Raw genomic sequence first — 22,150 nt, 5'->3', positions numbered from 1 at the left:
CTTGCTTATTAAGCCGGGGATTTTTTTATGCCTTTCCGTAGTGAAAATGTACGCGATGAGGCGTGAAAACAGGGCTTGTATATGAGGTAAAAAAGTTATTTCTTGCGCTCTATGAATTTATAAAGAAAAAACTATCTTTGCAGCCTGAAAATGGCTGTTTTAGGGTTTACAGAATTATAAGTCAGCCCAATAGGTTTTTTCAGATTTTGAATATTAAACAATAAAGAATTAGATAATGTCTAAAGTAACAGGTAAAGTTGCCCAGATTATTGGTCCTGTGGTTGATGTTGTGTTCGACACAGAAAACAGTGAATTGCCGAGAATTTACGATTCTCTTGAAATTTCAAGAAAAGACGGTTCCACTTTGGTGTTGGAGGTACAGTCTCACGTTGGTGAAGATACTGTAAGAACAATATCGATGGACTCTACCGACGGTTTGAGCAGGGGAGTTGAAGTGCTTGCCACAGGTTCTCCTATACAAATGCCCGTTGGAGGCGATGTTTATGGCCGGTTGTTCAATGTAATTGGAGACGCGATTGACGGCCTTGGAAATCTTCCAAAGTCAGGAAAAGATGGTCTATCAATTCACCGTGAAGCGCCAAAATTTGAAGATTTATCTGTTTCTACTGAAGTGCTTTTTACCGGGATTAAAGTGATCGATCTTATCGAGCCTTATTCCAAAGGAGGGAAAATTGGTCTTTTTGGAGGTGCCGGTGTTGGTAAAACAGTACTTATCCAGGAGCTTATTAATAATATTGCCAAAGGCCATGGTGGTCTTTCGGTATTCGCCGGGGTAGGTGAAAGAACAAGGGAAGGTAACGACCTTTTAAGAGAGATGCTTGAATCTGGAATTATCAAGTACGGGGAAGATTTCATGCACTCTATGGAAGAAGGCGGATGGGACCTTCAGAAGGTAGATAAAAATGCCATGAAAGATTCCAAGGCAACCTTTGTATTCGGGCAAATGAACGAACCACCGGGAGCACGTGCGCGTGTGGCCCTTTCAGGTTTGACCATAGCTGAATATTTCCGTGACGGAGCGGGAGAAGGACAGGGAAAAGACGTTCTTTTCTTTGTAGATAATATTTTCCGTTTTACGCAGGCAGGTTCAGAGGTGTCCGCACTTCTTGGCCGTATGCCTTCAGCGGTAGGGTATCAGCCTACACTTGCAACCGAGATGGGTGCGATGCAGGAGCGAATTACCTCAACCAAAAACGGATCGATTACTTCTGTACAGGCGGTTTACGTACCTGCGGATGACCTTACCGATCCCGCGCCGGCAACAACTTTTGCCCACCTGGATGCAACCACCGTACTTTCACGAAAAATTGCCGAGCTGGGTATCTATCCCGCGGTAGATCCATTAGATTCCACTTCAAGGATTCTTACTCCTGAAATTTTAGGAAAAGATCATTACAACTGTGCCCAAAGAGTAAAAGAGTTGTTGCAACGTTATAAAGAATTGCAGGATATTATTGCCATTCTTGGTATGGAAGAACTTTCTGAAGAAGATAAACTTGCCGTTTCCCGTGCAAGACGTGTACAGCGTTTCCTTTCCCAGCCATTCCACGTGGCCGAGCAGTTTACGGGCCTAAAAGGAGTTTTGGTAGATATTAAAGATACCATTAAAGGCTTTAATATGATTATGGATGGTGAACTGGATCACCTGCCCGAAGCGGCCTTTAACCTGAAGGGTACCATTGAAGACGCGATTGAGGCCGGAGAAAAAATGTTGGCTGAATCTTAAATAGTATTGAGTATTGAGTAGTTAGTATTGCGATATTATTCAAACTAACTGCTCAATACTCAGTGCTCAATACCAATAAACATGTATTTAGAAATAGTAACTCCTGAAGCAGTGGTTTTTGAAGCTGAAGTGGATGCGGTAAAAGTACCCGGCCAGAACGGTGAATTTCAGATGCTCAACAATCACGCGCCTATAGTTTCTACATTAACCAAAGGGGAGGTGAAAATCAACCTTTCGGCTGGTGCGGAAACCGAAAATTTTAATAAGGAGATCAGGAAGTCTTCTTCAGAGGCTAATGTACTGTATTATGCCATTGAGGGCGGGGTTCTTGAAATGAAGGACAATAAAGCGATTATCCTGGCCGATTAAAGCCCTGAGAATTGCTCGATAATAATAAAAAGCCTGTTATGATTATTTCATGACAGGCTTTTTTGCTAAAAAGATTTGGCAGGATTTTTAAAATCTGGCAGGTCTAATCTATAGGAAGAAAAAGGATTGGATCACAGTACTGGCTGTTGGAGTGCAATAAACGATACAAAGCGCTAAAAAAGGGTTCTTATCTGAAAAAGAAAAAGGATTTTAGCTCCTTCTCTTCTTCACTCATTCCCTCTTTCGCTAAATTTTTATTTAGCTGAAAGCCATTTTTCCCTCGCTGCTTTTGCTGAAGCAGAAGCATTTTCGTCAATATTTATATTGTAGGTTGGGTCCGGCTGAAGTTTTACCTCTGCTGTTCGTTCCATACCGTAACTGGTAACACTGATTTTAAATGTGTCACCGGGTTCAAAATTTGCCATTTTTTGATCCCATTCCTCTTTATTGCTGATTTGGGTGGAATTAATAGTGTTAATTCTATCTCCTTCTTCCAGCCCCGCGATATATGCAGGAGTTCCTTTTTGCGGTCCCCGGCTAATTACAAGTCCCTTTTCTGTATCACTCACAGAAGCACCAATATAAGCCTCACTTTCATTTTGGGAGATATCTAATCCAACGCTTGCAAAAAGCTTTTTATAATCGGGCATATTGCTGTGGTAGATATAATTGCTGAAAAAGTCTGAAGCGAATTCCTTGCCTGCGTATTTACTTAAACTTAATTCCAGGTCGTCAATGGTATAAGGGTTTTCAGGTTCGCCGTAAGTTTCCCAAACGAGTTTCATAAAATCATCCAGGTTAAGGCCTTTTTCTCTCAGTTTAAGGTCCAGCGCAAGTCCAAGAATACTTCCGTAGGAATAATAGGAAATAAACGTGTTCTGGCGGTTCACGGGGTCTACTGAAGTTGCCGCATCTACAAAAGGTGCCTGGAAACTCATTTCAATCGGATTAAAATATTGTCTTGCCGGAGAGTTCCATACGTAATTAAAGGGGCCGTTGAGGCTGTTTACATATTCTTCAGGAGTGGTGATGCCGGCGCGGCAAAGGATAAGACCGGTGTAATAACTGGTAAATCCTTCGGCAAACCAAAGGGCGCCACTCATATTGGCTTCGCTAAAATTAAACGGCTCCAAAGATTTTGGCCGGATGCGTTCCACGTTCCAGGAGTGGAAATATTCGTGGGAAACTGTGCCTATATTTCCCTTCATTCCACCTTCGGCTAAGCTTTCCACATCGGTTAAAACGGTGCTGTTGCGATGTTCCATTCCGTCGCCGGATACATTGGGCATATAACAGGCGAGGAAGGTATATTCGCCAAAATCATAATCGGGCAGTTCTCCATAAACCGCTTTTTCCTGCGCCACGATTTTTTTAACCTGCTCCCAGTATTTGTCAAATTCCTGTTCGGTGCCGGGGTGGTGCAACACAAACCGGATATTTTGCCCGTCTACCGTATATTCCCTCAGATCAAAATCACTGATCTCTGTTGGGCTATCCATAAAATAATAAAGATTGGGAGCAAAATACTTATTTCCGTTTAAATGCTTCAGCTGGGTGGCAATTTTCCAGTCCGGATGACCTTCAGTATTAAAAGTCACTTCTATGAGGCGCTGCTTTAATTCTTCAGCATAAATAAAAGTGGCGGGAATATTTAGGTGTGCATGAGTTAAATCCACCTGCGTGTAAGTGCCATCGGCACGGTTGGCAAAAAGTGTATATTCTATATTTACGGTGCCGTCATGGCCGGAAATTTCCCAGGAATAGGCATCGGGCCTGGTTACTTCCAGTTCTTCCCCTTTGCTGTTGGTGGCTTTTACGCCGTAAACATTTTTAATAAACTCGTGCAGGGCATACCTCCCTGGAGAAGTGCGGCTCATCCGGAGGGTAAGCACTTCAGAATTCAGCTCTGGAAAAGTGGCTTTGATATTTGCCTCGTGATGTATAGCGTTTTTAAAAGAAACATTGTAGGTGTTGGTCTGTCCAAAACAAGTTACAGAAACCAGTAAAAAAGCGATTAATAGGCGCATGTGAAAGTTTTTGGCGGTAAATTAAAAAGAATATCAGAAAAGGCTGTTATTCTTCTTCGGTATATTTCAGAATATCTCCCGGCTGGCAATTCAGCGCCCTGCAAATGGCTTCCAAAGTAGAGAACCGCACAGCTTTGGCCTTTCCGGTTTTTAAAATAGAAAGGTTGGCGGTGGTAATCCCTATTTTATCAGCAAGTTCATTGCTTTTCATATTCCGCTTTTCCAGCATCACGTCTAAATTAATCATTATCGGCATAGCTTAGACGGTTAGCTCGTTTTCTTCTTTTAGTGTTCTGGCACTTTGAAAAATCCTTCCCAGGAACATGAAAAATGCGCCCAGAGCAATAAATAACCAGAAGTCCGGGAAGCTGATGTTAAATTCCATTCTGCTTTCTATGAGCATTTTTATTACAAATTCCCCTATGGCATCAATAACGATATACCAGATAATTAACTGGCCCACTAAGTTAAAACCTGCAATCTGGTACCTGGTGAATAACGGACCCTGAATAAGGTTTCGCAACAGTTTCCTGATGAGATAGACAAGGTATATCATGAAGCTGTAGTTAAAAAGAAAGTGTATCAAGGTAATGATGAGGGAGGTAGTTGAATCTACCACAAAATCTCCTGAAAATCGTTTGACGGGATATTCTATCGTACCGCCGGTAACAGTGTAAATAAAGAAAATCAGTAGGATACTCCAGCCTAATATTAATAAAGCTGATGTCCAGTATGGATTTCAATACTTTTGAAGGATTCATATTTTTAGTTATTATCGTTTATCAATAACAAACATAGATATAATTATTGATATTCGATAATTTTTTTAGAAGGCTTTATCTGAATTATTTTTAAGTAAAATGTAATAGAGAAATTTCATTATCTTCAAGAAGATACTTCTAATGTCCTGCCTTAGAGGAAGGCAAAACTTAATCTTTTTCTTTTAGCATCTGCAGCAGCAGATAAGTGCTTCTTCAATTTCCAAAAACTTAATAAATACTATTATATTTGCCTAGACACGGAATTTTTTCGAAAATATGCTCACAGCAATACTTTTAGGATTTTTATTTGCAGTTTTCCTGGTCTTTGCGGGAAAATTTTTCAAAGGAAAATTCTCGGTTCTGGCCTCTCTTATCCCGCTGGGACTTTTTATTTATTTCTGCAGGTTTATTCCTGAAGTTGGCAGTGGGGAAGTTATCAGACAAACTTACCAGTGGGTGCCGTCTTTTGGCGTGAACCTTAGTTTTACACTCGATGGTTTGTCTCTCCTTTTTTCCCTGATGATTACAGGAATAGGCTTTCTGGTGTTTGCCTATACTTCTTCTTACCTGAAAGGGCACGAATATCTGGACAGGTTTTACGGTTACCTGGCCGCTTTTATGGGGGCGATGCTTGGGCTGGTACTTTCAGATAACATGATCTCCCTGTTTACCTTTTGGGAATTAACCAGTATTAGTTCTTTTTTCCTGATTGGTTTCAATAATACCAGCGAAGCTTCAAGAAAATCGGCTTTAACGGCATTGGGAATAACGGGAATAGGTGGTTTGTTCCTCCTGCTGGCCGGCCTGGTGCTTGGAAATATATCAGGCACCTACAGCATTTCTGAAATGCTGAACATGAAAGAAGCGATAGCTGGACATGAGTATTATGTGATCGCCGTGATTTTTATTTTTATAGCGGCGTTTACAAAATCGGCCCAGTTTCCTTTCCACTTCTGGCTTCCTGGCGCCATGAAGGCTCCTACACCGGTTTCTACCTACCTGCATTCGGCTACCATGGTAAAGGCAGGGATTTATCTGTTAATGAGGATGACGCCTGTTTTAGGAGGTGAAGAAATCTGGAATACCACATTAATTATAGTAGGGGCGGTGACCATGGTTTATTCTGCCGTGCACACGCTTTTCAGGACAGACTTAAAAGGCATACTTGCTTATTCCACAATATCGGCGCTGGGAATTTTGGTTTTTCTCATAGGAATGGGTACCCGGGATACCTTTTTGGCAGCGGCTGTTTTTATTATAGTACATGCTTTGTATAAAGCGACTTTGTTCCTGGTAACCGGAATTATAGACCATGAAACAGGCACAAGGGATGTGACTGCCCTGGCAGGGCTTCGCAAAGTTTTAATGCCGGTGGCCGTTGCGGGATTTTTCGCGGCGATATCGAGTGCGGGAATTCCCCCAAGTATTGGATTTTTGGGGAAAGAGCTTACCTACGAAGGAACGCTGCATCCTGAAGTTTTCAATATTCTTCTTGTTGTTTCTATAGTTGTCACGAAGATTTTATTGCTGTGGGCAGGTTTTGTGGCAGGAATAAGTCCGTTTAAGGGGAAGCTGCCGGAGCGTTTTCAGAAAATCCATATGCCTCCTTTGGTAATGTGGCTGCCACCATTGTTGCTGGCAACATTGGGAATGGCCTTTGGGATTTTTCCCGCGCTTATTCAGGATAACATCATAAAACCAGTGGTTACCGCATTGGGGCAAAATCCGGAAGAAATCCACCTTGCCTTGTGGCACGGCTTTAATATGGTTTTTATTCTTAGTCTCGTGACCATTGTGGTAGGAACCATAATGTATTTTGTTATAAAGCCTTCAGAGAAATTGGTAGGTTTTATCTCAAGGTTTAATCCTGCTTCGCCCAAAACGATCCTTGAAAAACTTAATAGCGGTTTTATCATTTTTTCAGCCTACTGGACAAAGATATTTCAGAATGGGTATTTAAGAAATTATGTTTCTACAATTATTGTCTTTCTTGTAGTACTGGTGGGATATACCATGATTGGAAATACGAAGCTGGACCTGGATTATTCCTCTCTCACCAAGCTTTCAATATATGAAATAGTAGCGACCGTTATTTTAATTGTTGGTGTTTTTTATACCGTTTTTACAGGTTCCAGGCTGGCAGCAGTAGCAGCTATGGGGGTGATTGGCCTTGCCATTTGCCTCATTTTTGTTTTTTACAGCGCGCCGGATCTGGCAATGACGCAGTTTTCAATAGATACCCTTACCGTAATTTTATTTGTCCTGGTTTTATATAAATTGCCGCGATATTTAACGCTGTCTGATTATAAGATGCGGATTAAAGACGGGATTATTTCCTGCGCCTTCGGGCTAATTGTGGGAATTTTGGCTTTGGAAGTACTTTCTGAACCTGTACATAATGAGATTGGGGATTTCTACGCCAGAAATGCCTACATTATGGCTCATGGGAAAAACGTGGTAAATGTGATATTGGTAGATTTCAGGGGGGCAGATACGATGATAGAAATTTCGGTTTTGGCCATATCGGCAATTGGCGTATTTGGATTGTTGAAGCTTAGGCTGAAAAGTTCAGATAGAGTAAAATAATTAGTAGAATAACGCATGAAAACATTAATATTAAGAACAGCGTCTAATTACCTCTTGCCGGTACTTTTGCTGTTTTCTATTTTTATTTTGCTAAGAGGGCACTACCTGCCTGGTGGAGGCTTTGTTGGAGGCCTTATTGCAGCCATCGCTTTTGTGTTGCATTCCTTCGCCAACGGATTAAAAAACACCAAGGAGCTGCTGAAGATTCATCCCGGATTTCTTATGCCTACCGGATTGGCAGTTTCTTTTTTAAGCGGAATGGCACCCGTGCTTTTTGCAGATATGCCTTTTATGACAGGCCTCTGGATGCATGGGCATATTCCCGTGCTGGGTTCTATAGGCTCTGCCATGTTTTTTGATATTGGGGTTTACCTGGTAGTGGTTGGCGTAACCCTAACGATAATTTTCACAATTACAGAATCGGCTTAACGCAATGGAGATACTTTTAGCTTTAATGATAGGGATTCTTTACGCTGCCGGCATTTACATGATTTTGCGCCGCAGCCTGGTAAAGCTTATCATTGGGATTATTCTTATTGGAAATGGCGCAAACCTGCTGATCTTTCTTTTAGGAAGGATTACCAAAGGCGCGCCGCCTATTATTCCCGAAAATTCTGAAGTTTTCCTGGATGCCTATGCCGATCCCGTTCCCCAGGCATTAATATTAACTGCGATCGTGATTAGCTTCGGCCTTCAGTCTTTTGCCATTATCCTGGTAAGAAGGGCGCATAAAGTAGTGAAGACCGATGATTTAGATGAAATGAACGCAACCGACGAAGATTCATGACACAGCAAATTATAATATATCCCCTCTTTCTGCAGATTCTGCTTGCCATTCTCCTGATGTTTTTCTGGAACAGGATTAATGCGCAACGCGTTATCAGTATTATTGGAAGTAGCGCCAATCTGGCTCTTACCATCTGGATTTTTTCTGAAATCTGGCAAAATGGGATTTATTCTGTTCAGGCGGGGAACTGGGAGGCGCCCTTCGGGATTACCTTTGCCGCCGATACTTTTTCGGCTACCCTGGTGCTGCTTACGGCAATTTCGGGTCTCGCAGTTTCCGTTTTCTCCTCTGGCTCGGTAATACCAGACAGGTTGCGGTTTGGCTATTTCCCCATTTTCCACTTCCTGCTCCTGGGCCTTAACGGGGCTTTTCTAACAGGAGATATTTTTAATTTGTATGTATGGTTTGAGATTATCATTATCAGTTCTTTTGTACTTATCACCATTGGCGGTGAAAAAGCCCAGCTGGAAGGGGCTGTAAAATATTTTACGCTGAATATACTTGCGTCTATAATCTTTTTAACGGCCATAGCGGTTTTATATGGTTTAACGGGAAGCCTTAATATGGCCGATCTCGCCGGCAAGGTAGCCGCGGTAGAAAACCGTGGCCTTGTTGAAGTAACAGCAATTTTGTTCCTGATAGGCTTCGGGATTAAAGCAGCGGTTTTTCCTTTGTATTTCTGGTTGCCCGCCTCATATCATACCCCGCCGTCTGCAGTCTCTTCTATTTTTGGGGGATTGCTAACAAAAGTTGGGGTGTACGCGCTTATTCGTGTTTTTACGCTCATCTTTGTGGGAGATGTTTTCCTGGACCAGATCCTTATTGCCGTGGCAATTTTCACCTTAATCAGCGGTGGGTTGGGAGCGCTGGTACAAAATAACGTGAGAAAGGTTTTCTCATATCTTATTATTTGCCATATTGGGTATATGATCGCCGGGCTGGGCATGTTTACTGAAGTTGCTGTTGCCGGAGCGGTTTTTTACCTTATCCACGATATTGTGGTTAAAACAAATTTATTCATGCTTAGCGGTCTCCTTTATAAAATCAAGGCTTCCAACAGCATGAAAGTGCTTGGTGGATTTTACGCGCAGTATCCAAAACTCAGCTTACTGTTATTTATTCCCCTGTTTTCCCTGGTTGGAATTCCGCCTCTGTCGGGTTTCTGGCCTAAGATCTCTTTGATCCAGGCAGGTTTCTCCGGAGGAAACTACTGGACAATTGGCGCCATCATTTTTGCCAGTTTTATTACCTTGGTGATCATTGCGAAATTGTGGGCCGAGGTTTTCTGGAAAACGCCTGAAGAACGGCCAAGGCATTCCAGCTTTGAATATTTCAGCGATATTAGCAAACTTAGAAAGCTGCAATTTGTTGCTCCTGTTGTTTTTCTAAGCCTTGTGTCGCTTTACATTGGTTTTGGGGCAGAGCATGTTCAGCTGCTGTCTTCCAGAATCGCAGATGAGTTGATAAATAGTAATCAGTATATAGATGCTGTCCTGCACGGCGGTATGTAAATGATTGAAGAATGAAGAACAGGTTTGTATCAAATTTACTGCTTACCCTGGTATGGGTAGCCTTAACGGGGAATTTTAACTTCGCCAATTACCTGTTTGGCTTTGTGCTGAGTTTTATAATCCTCAGGGTGATTACAAGGGGCTCGGGGACAGCCAAATATTTTACTATTGTTCCCCGTATTATTGTTTTTATCCTGTATTTCTTTTACGAGCTGATAAAGGCAAACCTGCAGGTGGCATATGAGGTGATCACGCCCCATTACAGGATGAAGCCCGGGATTGTAAAAATTCCGCTGGATGTAAAGTCGAATATCGGGATTACCCTGCTGGCCAATTTAATTTCGCTCACCCCGGGCACTTTAAGCCTCGATGTTTCAAACGACAGGAAGGTGCTGTATGTTCATGCTATGTATATAAAAGACAGGCAGGATTTTATTGATAGCATAAAAAATGGTTTTGAAAAACGGATTTTGGAAATTTTGAGATGACGCTAAACGAATACTTATATTATATTATTTTACCCGTACTTATGGTGGCGATAATCCTTATTGTTTATCGCTTCCTTAAAGGGCCCAATATCGCAGATAAGGTAATTGCGCTGGACCTTTTAATTACAACAGGAATTGGGATTATAAGTGTTTACAGCATCCTTTCGGGCAAATCGGCTCTTCTGGATGTTGCCATGATCCTGGCGTTAATCGCTTTTCTTAGTACCGTAGCCCTGTCTTATTATCTTGAAAAAAGAAATAGAAAATGAGTTCTACTGTAATAGCCGTAATTGTAACTTTTGGAGCCCTGTTCGTGCTGCTCGCGGCCGTTGGGCTGGTAAGGATGCCCGATACCTATTTACGTATATCGGTAACCACCAAGGCGGCAACGCTGGGTGTTGGATTGCTCTTAATAGCCGTTGCGCTTCATTTTAACGATCTTTCCACCACTTCCCGCTCCCAGGTAATCGTGATTTTTATTTTCCTTACCGCGCCGGTTAGCGCGCACCTTATAGGAAGGGCTTCTTATTTTATAGGAATTAAACTCTGGAAGAAATCGGTTATGGACGATCTTCGTGGAAAATATCAGAAGAATTCCCATGTTCTAAAAAGTGAAATAGACGATACCCCTGAAGACAATATAGACCATACCAAAATGGAAGATAAATAGCTTCAGCCAGCTATTCCTCGTCTGGCTTGTCCTTTAATACCTTTTTCTCAAAGGCGCTAAAGCCAAGGTTAATCGCCAGGATAAAGAGGCTAATCACGGCAAGTTCCTGGTAAAGCCCGAACGCGGCTATAGAACCAACAGCTGCGCTGCACCAGGCGGTGGCTGCCGTAGTGAGGCCTTTTACATTTTTGCCGTGTTGTAAAATGGTGCCGGCGCCAATAAAACCAATGCCCACCACAACCTGCCCAAGCACACGGGTAATATCCACATTATCGTCATTGTAAAATCTTAGGGAAAGCAGGATAAATACACAGGAGCCAAGGGCAACAAGGCAATTGGTCCTCAAACCCGCGTTTTTGCCTTTCAGTTCTCTTTCCAGGCCAATTAGTAATCCGGCAACAGCTGCCAATCCCGTTCGCAAAGCAAATTCCTGCCATTCCATATCTTCAGACTTTTCTAAAGTTGTAATTTTGTTCTTATGTCCAAGTTACCATTAAAATTAGAGAAAAGCCTTGAGAACAGGAAACGGCAGTTGGCTTTTCGCACCCTTGGAAGTAGCCGGCAACTCTGCGATTTTTCTTCTAACGACTACCTGGGTTTCTCTTCTTCTGAAACGATTTTTGAAAATGCAGCAGAAATTTTGAAGCAGTTTAATTTGGTGCAAAACGGCGCCACCGGTTCCCGACTGCTTTCTGGGAACCACCATCTTTATGATATAGCTGAAGAATTTATACGGAAATTCCATAATGCGGAAGCAGCCCTTATTTTCAATTCGGGTTACGATGCCAATATTGGGTTTTTTTCAGCAGTACCACAACGCGGCGATTTTATATTTTATGATGAATTGGTGCATGCCTCTATTCGCGATGGAATAAAAATGAGCAATGCCAAATCTTTCAATTTTCGGCATAACGATTTAGATAGTTTGAAATTGAGGATCAAAAAAGTGAAACCCCAAAACGGCGATATTTTTATAGTAACCGAATCCATTTTTTCTATGGACGGGGACGCTCCTGATCTCAAATCTTTAGCCGATTTCTCTTCGGAAAATAATTTTTTCCTGATTGTAGACGAAGCCCATGCTACCGGGGTTCTTGGAGAAAATGGAGAAGGCCTTGTGCAGCAACTTGGGCTGGAAGAGCAGGTGTTTGCACGCGTTAGTACCTTCGGGAAGGCCCTGGGTTGTCATGGCGCCGCCATTTTAGGCAGCAATCGGCTTAAGGATTATCTCATCAATTTTGCCCGAAGCTTTATTTTTACCACCGCTTTGCCGCCACATTCCGTAGCCACAATTTTCTCTGCCTATCAATATTTAGCTGAAGAGGCCGGGCAGCAGCTTCAGCAGTTGACTAAAAACATCAGTTACTTCAGGGCGCAGCTTAAAAAATACAATTTGCAAACCAGCTTTGTGAAAAGCGATTCGGCGATCCAAAGTTGTATTGTTCCCGGCAATGCTGAAGTAAAGGCGGCTTCAGAAAAACTTAGGAAAGGAGGTTACTCGGTAAAACCAATATTGTCTCCTACGGTGCCCGTGGGAAAAGAGCGGCTGCGGTTCTGCCTGCATTCTTTTAATTCAGAAGAAGAAATAAAACGTGTTTTGCAATTGTTATCGAATTCAATTTAACCATGAAAAATAAATATTTTATCACCGGCATAGGAACGGAAGTGGGGAAAACCATAGTTTCGGCCATTGTTACCGAAGCCCTGGAAGCCGATTACTGGAAGCCTATACAGGCGGGAGATTTGGCAAATTCCGATACCCATAAAATCGGGAAATTTATCAGCAATAAAAAAACGGTTTTTCATCCCAATGCTTTCGCTTTGAATACCCCCATGAGCCCGCATGCGGCCGCTGAAATTGATAATGTTGAAGTGGCTTCGGAAAAAATCATCGAACCTAAAACTGAAAACCACCTGGTTATTGAAGGTGCAGGCGGCCTGCTGGTGCCAATTAACGATAAAGAAACCATTTTAGATCTCATCAAACCCGAATATAAGGTGATTCTGGTTTCGAGGCACTACCTGGGCAGCATCAACCATACCTTGCTTAGCCTGGAAGCCCTCAAAAATCGTGGGCTTGATTGCTTCGGAATTATCTTTAGCGGTGAGGAAAACCCTTCTTCCGAGGAAATCATCAGTAAAATGGGCGGGGTGCAGATATTGGGAAGAATTGAGCAGGAACCTTATTTTGACCGGAATGTGGTAAAAGAATACGCTGAAATTTTTAGAAGTAGATTATAAGTTTCTCCAGGTTAAAAAGACCTCACAGGTTTCTAAAACCTGTGAGGTCTGGCAAACAAGGGAATAAACAAAAAGGATTATGTCAGATTTCAATCAAAATATAAAAGAGCAAAAACTTTCAGAAAGGGATAAAAAACACCTTTGGCACCCGCTTACCCAGCATAAGATTTATCCGGATATGCTGGCGATTACCAAAGCCAAAGGCGCGATTTTGTATGGCGAGGATGGCAAAGAATATATAGACGGGATTGCTTCCTGGTACACCTGTATGTACGGACATTGCAATGAATACATAACTTCCAGGGTTTCGGAACAGATGAAAAACCTGGACCAGGTGGTGTTTAGCGGCTTTACCCATGGTCCTGCGGTAGAACTTTCAGAAGCTTTGATGCAGATTTTGCCTGCCGGCCAGCAGAAGCTTTTCTTTAACGATAACGGTTCCACGGCAACCGAAATCGGCATAAAAATGGCATTGCAGTACCATCATAACCTCGGGAATGACCGTAAGGTGATGCTGGCTTTTGAAGAAGGTTTTCATGGCGATACTTTTGGGGCTATGTCTGTCTCTGGTCTTTCGGTTTATAATGGCGCTTTTGAAGAGCATTTTATAGCCGTGGTACGTATTCCCGTGCCTACGGGAGAGAATAATGCTGAGGTGATAAGAAAGCTGAAAAATCTGATTACTGAATATAAAATCGCCGGTTTTATTTATGAACCCCTGGTACAGGGCGCAGCCGCGATGAAAATGCATGATGCCGAAGGCCTGGAGCGAATCCTTCAAATTTGTAAGGAGAATGAAATTATTTGTGTGGCAGATGAGGTGATGACTGGTTTTGGCAAAACCGGGAAATATTTCGCTTCAGATTACCTGGAAACCAAGCCTGATATTATTTGCATGTCTAAGGCGCTTACCGCGGGATTACTGCCCATGGGTTTAACTTCGTGTACTCAAAAAATTTACGATGCTTTTTATTCAGATGATATTGGAAAAGGACTTTTTCACGGGCACACCTATTCCGCCAATCCCCTGGCCTGTGCAGCGGCTTTGGCTGGAGTGCAATTATTGCTTTCCGAAGAAATCCAGGCAGATATTAAAAGAATAACCAAATCTCACCAGGATTTTCACGAGCGTATAAACGGCCATCTAAAAGTGACCAATACCAGGCAGCTTGGGGTAATTTACGCTTTCGACCTTAATGTGGAAATGGAGCGCTACGGCAACATTAGAAATAAGTTGTTTAAACATTTTATGGACAGCGGGATTTTTCTGCGCCCGCTGGGGAACACCATTTACATCCTGGCACCTTTCGTAACTTCAGATGAAGAGCTGGGGAAAATTTATAAAAGCATAGAAGCCGCGCTGGAAATTTTTTAGCTGAAATTTTAACGTTTCAGGATGGAAAATTCTTTGTGTTCGCATTCTTTTATTTGCGAATTTTAATAGATAAAATCCTGAAATTATGATGCACCCGGACACGGAAATCCGTTTTATCAGCGAAGAGATTGGTTATGGCGTGGTGGCTTTAAGGCGCATTCCCAAAGGCACGATTACCTGGGTCCAGGATGAACTCGACCAGATTTATACGCCGGAAGAGGTGGGGGAAATGAGCGAATTTGCAAGGCAGATGATAGATAAATATACCTTTAGGAACAACAAGGGCAATTTTGTACTATGCTGGGACACCGCGAAATATGTAAACCATAGTTTCCGCTCCAACTGCCTCTCCACGGCCTACGATTTTGAAATTGCCGTGCGTGATATACGGGAAGGTGAAGAACTTACCGACGATTATGGTTATCTTAATGTGACCGAGGCTTTTAGGGCCAAAGATGAAAATACCGAAAGAAAGGTTGTCTATCCCAATGACCTGGAGAAATTTTACCCCCTGTGGGACCGGCAGCTTCAACAGGCTTTTGGCCATATAAACAGCGTTCCGCAGCCCTTGCGGGCAATTATTCCGGCTGAAATACAAAAAGAAGTGCTGCTGGTGATAAAGGGCAAAAAGGAGATGAAATCTATTTTACATTGTTACTATAATGAAGATTAAGCCGGGAATATGGATTTCTGAAGAAATTTTATTGCCTAAAATTTAGCAGAAGCTTCCGCAGGCCTTATTTTTGCTGAAAAATTTCAGCTTTTGAAAAATCCTGTATCCATTACTTCAATCGCTTCGGTATCTGCCCTTGGAAAATCTTCAGAAGAAATCTGGCAAAATTATTTAAACCCTGCCCACCACCTCAAAAAAGGAGATTTTGAAGGAGATGAGGCCTACGCGGGGTTCCTTCCGCAGAAAGTAAAAGAAGAGATCGACAAGTTACGGTCTGGAAATGCCAATTTTCGATATGTGGATGATTCGGTGTTATACGCGATTTTCGCGGCAAGGCAGGCGGTGAAGAATGTCAGCTGGGAAAATGATAACAATATTGGGATTAATATTGGCAGTTCCCGTGGTGCTACAGGATTGTTTGAGAAATTTCACAAATCTTTTCTCGATAAAGGAAAAGCCGAAACCCTGGCTTCCCCAACCACCACTTTAGGGAATATTTCTTCCTGGGTGGGGCAGGATCTGGAGGCGGAAGGGCCGCAGTTTTCGCACAGTGTTACCTGTTCTACAGGGTTGCATGCTGTGGTGAACGGCATTGCCTGGATGCAGGCGGGTTTTGCAGATAAGTTTCTGGTGGGTGGCAGTGAGGCGGCTCTCACCCCGTTTACCATTTCCCAAATGAAGGCCATGAAGATCTATGCTTCCGAAGATCTGGATTATCCCTGCCAGGCGCTTAACATGCAAAAATCCCGAAACTCCATGGTGCTTGGAGAAGGGGCGGGCATTATCTGTATGGAAACGGGGAAAAAGGACGGCGCTATAGCCCAAATTTCAGGAATAGGTTATGCCACCGAAAAACTGAAGCACAGCGTTTCTATTTCTGCGGAAGGGGAATGCCTTCAGAAATCGATGAAAATGGCAATGAAGAATATTAATGTTGATGAAGTTGATGCGGTGGTTACACATGCCCCGGGAACACTGAAAGGTGACTTGGCTGAGGTCAATGCCATAAAAGCTGTTTTTGGCAAAGAAATTCCCGCGATAACTTCTAACAAATGGAAGCTGGGGCATAGCTTTGGCGCCTCGGGAGTGTTAAGTATGGAAATGGCAATTTTAATGCTTCAGCACCAGCAATTTATTCCCGTGCCTTTTTCAGAATTCAGCAAAAGCCCGCGCAAACTGGATAATATTCTGGTGAACGCGGTAGGCTTTGGCGGCAATGCGGTTTCGATTTTACTTAGTAAAGCTTAAAATCTTTGCCGCGGAAGGCTTATTAAACTGCAGTTTTAGTTATTTTTGAATACAAATTAAATTTCATGGCTACAAAACACGACTGGACCAAGGAAGAAATTCTCGATATTTATAATAAACCTTTAATGGAGTTGCTTTATGAAGCGGCCACGGTGCACCGGCAATACCACGACCCCAATACCGTGCAGGTTTCCACGCTTTTATCTATAAAAACAGGAGGTTGTCCTGAAGATTGCGGATATTGTCCGCAGGCAGCCAGGTACCATACCAACCTGGATGGTAACGATCTTATGAGTGTAAACCAGGTAAAGGCGCAGGCATTAAGGGCAAAAGCCGCGGGAAGTTCCCGAGTTTGCATGGGCGCCGCCTGGAGAAATGTAAAAGACGGGGAAGAATTTGATAACGTGCTGGAGATGGTACGTACCATCAATAAACTGGAAATGGAAGTTTGCTGTACCCTGGGAATGCTCACCGAAAACCAGGCGCAACGCCTTGCAGAGGCCGGTTTATATGCTTATAACCATAACCTGGATACTTCAGAGGAATATTATAAGGAAGTGATTTCTACCCGTGGGTATGAAGACAGGCTGAAAACCATAGATAATGTACGCAAAACCAATGTTACGGTATGTAGCGGCGGGATTATAGGAATGGGGGAAAGTGCCGATGACCGGGCGGGAATGCTTGTGGCGCTTTCAACATTAAATCCGCAGCCGGAATCTGTGCCGATCAACGCACTTGTGCCGGTTGAAGGTACGCCCATGGAGGAGCAGGAGCCGGTTTCTATCTGGGAAATGGTTAGAATGGTGGCTACTACAAGGATTGTGATGCCGGAAACACAGGTAAGATTATCTGCGGGTAGAACCCAGATGAGCAGGGAAGGACAGGCCATGTGCTTTTTCGCCGGTGCCAATTCCATATTTGCAGGGGATAAATTGTTAACTACTCCTAATCCCGATGTAAATGAAGATATGGAAATGTTCAGGGCGCTGGGCTTAAATCCGCAGAAGGCGTTTGAGAAAAAAGAACAGCCACAGAGCGTGGATGCCGAAAATTCACAATTCAGGCCTTTGGGAGAAAAACCGAAATGGACAAGGCCAGGACACGTGATAGAAAGGAACCTTCAGGCGCAGGAAAAACTGAAAAGCAAGGCTTAATTTCTTCAGGTAAGGCAATAAGATCTGCTAAATCATAGCCATGATTGATGTTTTTTAAGAGGAATAAAAAAATAAGCTATTTTATTCCGAAGAAATCTAAAGAAAGTGAAGAGTTGGATTGAATTTTAAATTGAGCAAGCTGGAAAAAACAAACATAGAAGTGCAGAAATTGAATGATGATGAAGGATGAAGGTCTGAAATTAAAGCAAATTCCCAGGGAGGAACGTATTTCCAAAGAAGATTTTTTGGAGAAATATGTGCGTCCTCAAAAGCCGGTGGTTATAGAGCATCTTATCGAAGACTGGCCTGCGTATAAAAAATGGAACCTGGATTATATAGAGCAGGTTGCGGGAGAAAAAGTGGTGCCTTTATATGATGACCGCCCTATTTCTTCAAAATTTAAATTTAACGAGCCGCATACCAGGATGAAAATGTCTGAGTACATTGAGCTCCTGAAATCCAAACCTACCAATTACCGCATATTTCTTTATCATATGCTTAAGGAGGTGCCAAAGCTGCAGCAGGATTTTAAATTCCCAGATCTTGGCCTGCGCTTTTTAAAGCAGTTGCCCACCTTGTTTTTTGGAGGGGAGAATTCTAAAGTGTTCATGCATTACGATATCGATTTTGCCAATATCCTGCATTTCCATTTCCACGGAAAAAAGCAATGTATTTTGTATCCTCCGTCAGAAAGCCAGTACCTGTACAAAGTCCCGCATGCCCTTATTTCACGAGAGGATATTGATTTTACCAATCCAGACTTTGATAAGTTTCCCGCGCTAAAAAAAGCCCGGGGTTATGTTACGGAATTAAAGCATGGTGAAACACTTTATATGCCTGAAGGATACTGGCACCAGATGACATATTTAACGGCCGGTTTTTCCATGAGTTTACGTGCAACTCCCAGGACGGTTACTAATTTTTCCAAGGCGGTTTATAACCTGATCTTTATGCGGCACTTCGATAATTATATGCGCAAATGGAAAGGCCAGAAGTGGATAGATTATAAAAATGAGCAGGCTGTAAAGCGCACCCACCGGAAGAATAAAATAGAAAGCTAATTTAGTAGTTCTTTCTATTCTCTTGTTTTTACATTTTATAGTGGTATCTAATGGATTACACAGCTGTTAAACCCTGTTAATCATTGCTAAAACTTCTAAAATAATTTTTTTAAGGCGCATTCTTTTTGGAACTTCAGGAGAAGAATATTAAAAAAATTAATTGTTATGAGTAAAGAAAAGAACCAAGAAGTTCAGCAAAAATTTGGAGAAGCAATAAATACCGGAAATCTTGAAAAAATCAGGGATTTAGTGGCAGATGATGTAAAAGATCATGATCCTGCTCCCAATCAGGGGCCTGGCCCACAGGGATATATCGACTTTTTTACCATGATGAGAAATGCATTTCCCGACATGAAAGTGGAAGTAGAGCAGTTGGTGGCCGATGAAGATAATGTGGCTTTTGCGTATACGCTTACCGGAACACACCAGGGAGATTTTATGGGAGTAGCCGGGACCGGCAAATCCATAAAGGCGCGTGGTATGCAAATTAGCCGTTTTAAGGATGGAAAATTAGTAGAAAGGTGGGGAAGCAGCGATGAGCTGGGAATACTTAAGCAAATAGGAGCAAATCCTGTGTAAGCTAGTCAAAGAAACTGCTGGAAACATCAAATACCAGGTGGGCTTCATAGCCTTTGCGAAGAAGATAATCACTTAATTTTTTCTTCTTTTTAAAGCTGTTGGGCTCAGGAATAAGAGATAATTTTTTCTCTGCCAGTTCGTGCAGAGTGGCAAAATAATCGTCCTCATCAATTTCGGTGAGGGCGATTTTTATTATTGGAGAGGAAATTTCCCTCAGCTTAAGCTCCTGTTTTATTTTAATTCTTCCCCATTTTTTTATTCTGAATTTCCCCCTTACAAAACTTCTTGCAAATCGTTCTTCATTTAAAAATCCTTCCTGCATCAGCTGAATAATAATTTGTTCCTGGGCTGCAGGGATCATATTCATCTCTTTCAGTTTTTCTTCCACTTCCTTATGGGAGCGGTCGCGGTAGGCGCAGAACTGCATCAGCTTGAGGGTGGCTTCTTTTAGGGTGTAGGATTTATGGGAGGAGTTCTTTTTCATCATAGCAAAAGTAAGAAGGAAGTTGGAAATTGGAAAAAATTGGATATAGAGGAAAGTGTTCAGTGGAAAGCGGGAAAAAATAAAGCAGAAAGAATTAGATTTATAAAAAGCGCTTAACTGGAATAGTGAAGAATAGAAAGAAGAAGTAGATATGATTGGAAATGAAATTAGCAATCTCAATTCTCTTTTCTAACTTCTAAGTACAAAAAAACGCCTCCCGAATTAACGAAAGGCGTTTTTTAGTTATATAATTACTTTCCCGTCTTTATCGTGAAAGTGGTATTCTAAATACGTGTAAGCGTCTCTAGGTAATATTTTCACCCAGCGTTTATGGTCCATAAACCATTGCGAGCGGGGAGATGGAAAACCTTTAGTTAAAAAGGCTGCAATAAAGGGGTGCGCACTAAGAGTTATCTTCTTATGATTTTTCTTAAGTAATTTCTCAAAGTCGGCCTTAATCTTGTTTATTAAAATTATTGGTGCCTCAATTTCACCACTTCCGTTAGGGTTAATCTCACGGGTTTTAATATTCATTTCAGGCCTTACGCGTTGTCTTGTAATTTGAATCAATCCAAATTTACTTGGTGGCAAAATCTTATGTTTTGCCCTGTCATCACTCATTTCTTTTCGCAGGTGATCAAAAAGTTTTTTCCTGTTTTCGGCTCTACCCATATCGATAAAGTCAATAACAATAATGCCACCCATATCGCGAAGTCTTAGTTGGCGGGCTATCTCGGTAGCACTTATTAAATTCACCTCGAGTGCGGTATCTTCCTGGTTTTTGGATTTGTTAGACCGGTTACCACTGTTTACGTCTATAACATGCATGGCTTCGGTATGTTCTATCACCAGGTAGGCGCCTTTACTCATAGAGACGGTGCGCCCAAAAGAAGTTTTTATTTGTCTTTCGATACCGTATTTTTCAAAGATTGGTACATTGGATTGGTACAATTTTACTATTGATTCTTTTTCGGGGGCAATCTCGCCCACATAGTCTTTAATTTGTGTATATAAAGCCTCTTCATCTACCACTATAGAAGTAAAGCTGTCGTTAAAAATGTCTCTTAACAGGGAAGATGCCCTGTTGAGCTCGCCCAGTACTTTAGAGGGATGGTGTGGCTTATACAGTTTTTTGCACATTGCTGTCCAGCGACCCATTAAATTTTGGAGGTCCCTGTCCAGTTCTGCTACTTTTTTGCCTTCGGCTACGGTTCTAACAATTATCCCAAAACCTTTGGGTTTAATGCTTTTTACCAATCTCTTAAGGCGTTCCTTTTCTTCCTTGCTCTCAATTTTTTGAGAAACCGAAATGCGGTTGGAAAAAGGTACCAGTACGATGTACCGGCCGGGGAGGGAAAGCTCAGAGCTTATCCTTGGGCCTTTTGTGGAGATTGGTTCTTTTACTACCTGAACCAGTATCGATTGATTTGACTTTAAGACATCGGCAATACTGCCGTTTTTGTCTATGTCTTTTTCAAAAGTAAAATTCTTTAGAGAATAATCTTTTAATTTACCTGTGCTTACACGTTTTATGAACTTCAGCAAAGAAGAAATTTGAGGACCCAGGTCGTGATAGTGTAAAAAACCATCTTTTTCATAACCTACATTTACAAATGCGGCATTTAGCCCGGGGACAGATTTTCTAATTTTGGCAATAAAAATATCGCCAACATTAAATTTGTTGTCATCTTCTTCCTTGTTGAGCTCAATAAGTTTTCCATCTTTTGTTAAGGCAAAATCTACAGCAGAGGATTCGGACCTGATAATTAATTCTTTGTCCACTCTTTTAGATTTTTATCCACATCTGCCTTGGCAGACATAGATGGATTAAACATTATTTTCTCACAGGGTTTTCAATCCTGAAGAAACTTTAAACCTAATGCTTAAAGTTTCGATTTCAATGAACGTTTTAACTAAAAAAAGTAGTGCGAGACTACTTTTTCTTGTGACGGTTAGCTCTTCTTCTTTTCTTACGCTTGTGCGTGGCTACCTTATGTCTTTTTCTTTTTTTACCACTTGGCATAGTGTTGTCTTTTTAATTAGTAATTTTCTCTTATAAAAACTGTATTAAAACAGCGCTGTTATTCTTTAACTTCAACGTTGCTCTTTACTCCTTCTACAAAGATTTTTGCAGGTTTAAAGGCAGGAATATTATGAGCAGGAATTTTAATTGTAGTATTTTTAGAAATGTTTCTTCCGGTTTTTTCTGCCCTTGTTTTAACCACAAAGCTTCCAAAACCTCTTAAATAAACGTTGTCTCCACTCTCCAGTGAAGTTTTAACTTCCTCCATAAAGGATTCAATAGTAGCCTGAACATCACCTTTTTCCATTCCTAGTTTTTCTGAAATGTTTGCTACGATATCTGCTTTCGTCATTTTCGATCTAT

24 protein-coding genes are annotated in these 22,150 nt (G+C 41.9%); 17 read left to right on the top strand and 7 right to left on the bottom strand.

Features of this window, described 5'->3' with window-relative positions; genetic code table 11:
* Nucleotides 1-235 precede the first annotated feature (235 nt).
* Nucleotides 236-1,747, top strand: a complete 1,512-nt coding sequence (atpD, locus tag RM553_RS09900; protein ID WP_311534759.1) for a F0F1 ATP synthase subunit beta — start codon at nt 236-238, stop codon at nt 1,745-1,747.
* A gap of 81 nt (nt 1,748-1,828) precedes the next feature.
* The gene (locus RM553_RS09895) at nt 1,829-2,116 is read left to right on the top strand and encodes a FoF1 ATP synthase subunit delta/epsilon (protein WP_311534758.1); all 288 of its coding nucleotides are present in this window, start codon (nt 1,829-1,831) and stop codon (nt 2,114-2,116) included.
* Nucleotides 2,117-2,370: 254 nt separating this feature from the next.
* Here the strand turns inward: RM553_RS09895 and RM553_RS09890 are convergent, their stop codons facing one another.
* From RM553_RS09890 to RM553_RS09880, 3 genes are read right to left on the bottom strand one after another with little or no spacing between them, the layout of a single operon-like run.
* Nucleotides 2,371-4,143: a M61 family metallopeptidase gene (locus RM553_RS09890; protein WP_311534757.1), complete on the bottom strand. Its 1,773-nt coding sequence runs from the start codon at nt 4,141-4,143 to the stop codon at nt 2,371-2,373.
* A 46-nt stretch (nt 4,144-4,189) separates the two neighbouring features.
* Nucleotides 4,190-4,399 carry a helix-turn-helix domain-containing protein gene (locus RM553_RS09885; RefSeq protein WP_311534756.1) on the bottom strand — a complete coding sequence of 70 codons (210 nt, stop codon included), beginning with the start codon at nt 4,397-4,399 and terminating at the stop codon, nt 4,190-4,192.
* A gap of 3 nt (nt 4,400-4,402) precedes the next feature.
* Nucleotides 4,403-4,762 (bottom strand): DUF2975 domain-containing protein, encoded by a 360-nt coding sequence (locus RM553_RS09880; protein WP_311534755.1) that lies wholly within the window; start codon nt 4,760-4,762, stop codon nt 4,403-4,405.
* Between the two features lie 418 nt (nt 4,763-5,180).
* Between RM553_RS09880 and RM553_RS09875 the strand changes: the two genes are divergently transcribed.
* The 7 genes from RM553_RS09875 to mnhG are packed head-to-tail and all read left to right on the top strand — an operon-like array spanning nt 5,181 to nt 10,946.
* Entirely contained in the window at nt 5,181-7,490 is a 2,310-nt protein-coding gene (locus RM553_RS09875; RefSeq protein WP_311534754.1) for a putative monovalent cation/H+ antiporter subunit A, read from the top strand.
* Nucleotides 7,491-7,505: 15 nt separating this feature from the next.
* On the top strand, nt 7,506-7,919 hold the full coding sequence (locus tag RM553_RS09870) for a Na+/H+ antiporter subunit B (RefSeq protein ID WP_311534753.1): 414 nt from the start codon (nt 7,506-7,508) through the stop codon (nt 7,917-7,919).
* Between the two features lie 4 nt (nt 7,920-7,923).
* Nucleotides 7,924-8,277, top strand: coding sequence for a Na+/H+ antiporter subunit C (locus RM553_RS09865; RefSeq protein WP_311534752.1), 354 nt, complete (start codon nt 7,924-7,926; stop codon nt 8,275-8,277).
* A complete protein-coding gene (locus RM553_RS09860) occupies nt 8,274-9,788 on the top strand; it encodes a proton-conducting transporter transmembrane domain-containing protein (RefSeq protein ID WP_311534751.1) in 1,515 nt (504 codons plus the stop codon). The genes RM553_RS09865 and RM553_RS09860 overlap by 4 nt, the downstream gene beginning before the upstream one ends.
* An 11-nt stretch (nt 9,789-9,799) precedes the next feature.
* A complete protein-coding gene (locus tag RM553_RS09855) occupies nt 9,800-10,276 on the top strand; it encodes a Na+/H+ antiporter subunit E (protein WP_311534750.1) in 477 nt (158 codons plus the stop codon).
* Nucleotides 10,273-10,545, top strand: coding sequence for a cation:proton antiporter (locus tag RM553_RS09850; RefSeq protein WP_311534749.1), 273 nt, complete (start codon nt 10,273-10,275; stop codon nt 10,543-10,545). The genes RM553_RS09855 and RM553_RS09850 overlap by 4 nt, the downstream gene beginning before the upstream one ends.
* Nucleotides 10,542-10,946: a monovalent cation/H(+) antiporter subunit G gene (mnhG, locus tag RM553_RS09845; RefSeq protein ID WP_311534748.1), complete on the top strand. Its 405-nt coding sequence runs from the start codon at nt 10,542-10,544 to the stop codon at nt 10,944-10,946. The genes RM553_RS09850 and mnhG overlap by 4 nt, the downstream gene beginning before the upstream one ends.
* Nucleotides 10,947-10,956: 10 nt before the next feature.
* Here the strand turns inward: mnhG and RM553_RS09840 are convergent, their stop codons facing one another.
* Complete coding sequence (locus RM553_RS09840) at nt 10,957-11,388, bottom strand: MgtC/SapB family protein (protein WP_311534747.1); 432 nt, start codon at nt 11,386-11,388, stop codon at nt 10,957-10,959.
* Between the two features lie 36 nt (nt 11,389-11,424).
* Here RM553_RS09840 and RM553_RS09835 point away from each other — a divergent pair, with 36 nt between their 5' ends.
* The 8 genes from RM553_RS09835 (at nt 11,425) to RM553_RS09800 (ending at nt 19,280) form a co-directional block, all read left to right on the top strand.
* Complete coding sequence (locus RM553_RS09835) at nt 11,425-12,570, top strand: aminotransferase class I/II-fold pyridoxal phosphate-dependent enzyme (RefSeq protein WP_311534746.1); 1,146 nt, start codon at nt 11,425-11,427, stop codon at nt 12,568-12,570.
* Between the two features lie 2 nt (nt 12,571-12,572).
* On the top strand, nt 12,573-13,187 hold the full coding sequence (gene bioD / locus RM553_RS09830) for a dethiobiotin synthase (RefSeq protein WP_311534745.1): 615 nt from the start codon (nt 12,573-12,575) through the stop codon (nt 13,185-13,187).
* 79 nt (nt 13,188-13,266) lie between these two features.
* Nucleotides 13,267-14,562 (top strand): adenosylmethionine--8-amino-7-oxononanoate transaminase, encoded by a 1,296-nt coding sequence (gene bioA / locus RM553_RS09825; protein ID WP_311534744.1) that lies wholly within the window; start codon nt 13,267-13,269, stop codon nt 14,560-14,562.
* An 85-nt stretch (nt 14,563-14,647) separates the two neighbouring features.
* The gene (locus tag RM553_RS09820; protein WP_311534743.1) at nt 14,648-15,235 is read left to right on the top strand and encodes an SET domain-containing protein; all 588 of its coding nucleotides are present in this window, start codon (nt 14,648-14,650) and stop codon (nt 15,233-15,235) included.
* A gap of 90 nt (nt 15,236-15,325) precedes the next feature.
* Nucleotides 15,326-16,483: a beta-ketoacyl synthase N-terminal-like domain-containing protein gene (locus tag RM553_RS09815; protein ID WP_311534742.1), complete on the top strand. Its 1,158-nt coding sequence runs from the start codon at nt 15,326-15,328 to the stop codon at nt 16,481-16,483.
* A gap of 65 nt (nt 16,484-16,548) precedes the next feature.
* Nucleotides 16,549-17,640: a biotin synthase BioB gene (bioB, locus tag RM553_RS09810; RefSeq protein ID WP_311534741.1), complete on the top strand. Its 1,092-nt coding sequence runs from the start codon at nt 16,549-16,551 to the stop codon at nt 17,638-17,640.
* 179 nt (nt 17,641-17,819) lie between these two features.
* On the top strand, nt 17,820-18,701 hold the full coding sequence (locus tag RM553_RS09805) for a cupin-like domain-containing protein (RefSeq protein ID WP_311534806.1): 882 nt from the start codon (nt 17,820-17,822) through the stop codon (nt 18,699-18,701).
* 165 nt (nt 18,702-18,866) lie between these two features.
* Nucleotides 18,867-19,280 carry an ester cyclase gene (locus tag RM553_RS09800; protein WP_311534740.1) on the top strand — a complete coding sequence of 138 codons (414 nt, stop codon included), beginning with the start codon at nt 18,867-18,869 and terminating at the stop codon, nt 19,278-19,280.
* A gap of 1 nt (nt 19,281) precedes the next feature.
* On the opposite strand, the gene RM553_RS09795 is transcribed toward RM553_RS09800, so the two are convergent.
* The 3 genes from RM553_RS09795 to RM553_RS09785 form a co-directional block, all read right to left on the bottom strand.
* Nucleotides 19,282-19,764: a regulatory protein RecX gene (locus tag RM553_RS09795; protein WP_311534805.1), complete on the bottom strand. Its 483-nt coding sequence runs from the start codon at nt 19,762-19,764 to the stop codon at nt 19,282-19,284.
* Nucleotides 19,765-20,007: 243 nt separating this feature from the next.
* On the bottom strand, nt 20,008-21,546 hold the full coding sequence (locus RM553_RS09790) for an Rne/Rng family ribonuclease (protein WP_311534739.1): 1,539 nt from the start codon (nt 21,544-21,546) through the stop codon (nt 20,008-20,010).
* A 299-nt stretch (nt 21,547-21,845) separates the two neighbouring features.
* Complete coding sequence (locus RM553_RS09785; protein WP_311483323.1) at nt 21,846-22,139, bottom strand: HU family DNA-binding protein; 294 nt, start codon at nt 22,137-22,139, stop codon at nt 21,846-21,848.
* Nucleotides 22,140-22,150 lie beyond the last annotated feature (11 nt).

Origin of the sequence: Autumnicola tepida (assembly GCF_031846485.1) — a bacterium.
Lineage (GTDB): Bacteria > Bacteroidota > Bacteroidia > Flavobacteriales > Flavobacteriaceae > Autumnicola > Autumnicola tepida.
The sequence above is the reverse complement of the archived record's forward strand: the minus strand, read 5'-3'. Positions and strand labels throughout refer to the sequence as shown.

Bases quoted from the DNA above. Each gene is read 5' to 3' on its own strand.
- atpD (WP_311534759.1), top strand. From the start codon at position 236: ATGTCTAAAGTAACAGGTAAAGTTGCCCAGATTATTGGTCCTGTGGTT.
- RM553_RS09895 (WP_311534758.1), top strand. From the start codon at position 1,829: ATGTATTTAGAAATAGTAACTCCTGAAGCAGTGGTTTTTGAAGCTGAA.
- RM553_RS09890 (WP_311534757.1), bottom strand. From the start codon at position 4,143: ATGCGCCTATTAATCGCTTTTTTACTGGTTTCTGTAACTTGTTTTGGA.
- RM553_RS09885 (WP_311534756.1), bottom strand. From the start codon at position 4,399: ATGCCGATAATGATTAATTTAGACGTGATGCTGGAAAAGCGGAATATG.
- RM553_RS09875 (WP_311534754.1), top strand. From the start codon at position 5,181: ATGCTCACAGCAATACTTTTAGGATTTTTATTTGCAGTTTTCCTGGTC.
- RM553_RS09870 (WP_311534753.1), top strand. From the start codon at position 7,506: ATGAAAACATTAATATTAAGAACAGCGTCTAATTACCTCTTGCCGGTA.
- RM553_RS09865 (WP_311534752.1), top strand. From the start codon at position 7,924: ATGGAGATACTTTTAGCTTTAATGATAGGGATTCTTTACGCTGCCGGC.
- RM553_RS09860 (WP_311534751.1), top strand. From the start codon at position 8,274: ATGACACAGCAAATTATAATATATCCCCTCTTTCTGCAGATTCTGCTT.
- RM553_RS09855 (WP_311534750.1), top strand. From the start codon at position 9,800: ATGAAGAACAGGTTTGTATCAAATTTACTGCTTACCCTGGTATGGGTA.
- RM553_RS09850 (WP_311534749.1), top strand. From the start codon at position 10,273: ATGACGCTAAACGAATACTTATATTATATTATTTTACCCGTACTTATG.
- mnhG (WP_311534748.1), top strand. From the start codon at position 10,542: ATGAGTTCTACTGTAATAGCCGTAATTGTAACTTTTGGAGCCCTGTTC.
- RM553_RS09840 (WP_311534747.1), bottom strand. From the start codon at position 11,388: ATGGAATGGCAGGAATTTGCTTTGCGAACGGGATTGGCAGCTGTTGCC.
- RM553_RS09835 (WP_311534746.1), top strand. From the start codon at position 11,425: ATGTCCAAGTTACCATTAAAATTAGAGAAAAGCCTTGAGAACAGGAAA.
- bioD (WP_311534745.1), top strand. From the start codon at position 12,573: ATGAAAAATAAATATTTTATCACCGGCATAGGAACGGAAGTGGGGAAA.
- bioA (WP_311534744.1), top strand. From the start codon at position 13,267: ATGTCAGATTTCAATCAAAATATAAAAGAGCAAAAACTTTCAGAAAGG.
- RM553_RS09820 (WP_311534743.1), top strand. From the start codon at position 14,648: ATGATGCACCCGGACACGGAAATCCGTTTTATCAGCGAAGAGATTGGT.
- bioB (WP_311534741.1), top strand. From the start codon at position 16,549: ATGGCTACAAAACACGACTGGACCAAGGAAGAAATTCTCGATATTTAT.
- RM553_RS09805 (WP_311534806.1), top strand. From the start codon at position 17,820: ATGAAGGATGAAGGTCTGAAATTAAAGCAAATTCCCAGGGAGGAACGT.
- RM553_RS09800 (WP_311534740.1), top strand. From the start codon at position 18,867: ATGAGTAAAGAAAAGAACCAAGAAGTTCAGCAAAAATTTGGAGAAGCA.
- RM553_RS09795 (WP_311534805.1), bottom strand. From the start codon at position 19,764: ATGAAAAAGAACTCCTCCCATAAATCCTACACCCTAAAAGAAGCCACC.
- RM553_RS09785 (WP_311483323.1), bottom strand. From the start codon at position 22,139: ATGACGAAAGCAGATATCGTAGCAAACATTTCAGAAAAACTAGGAATG.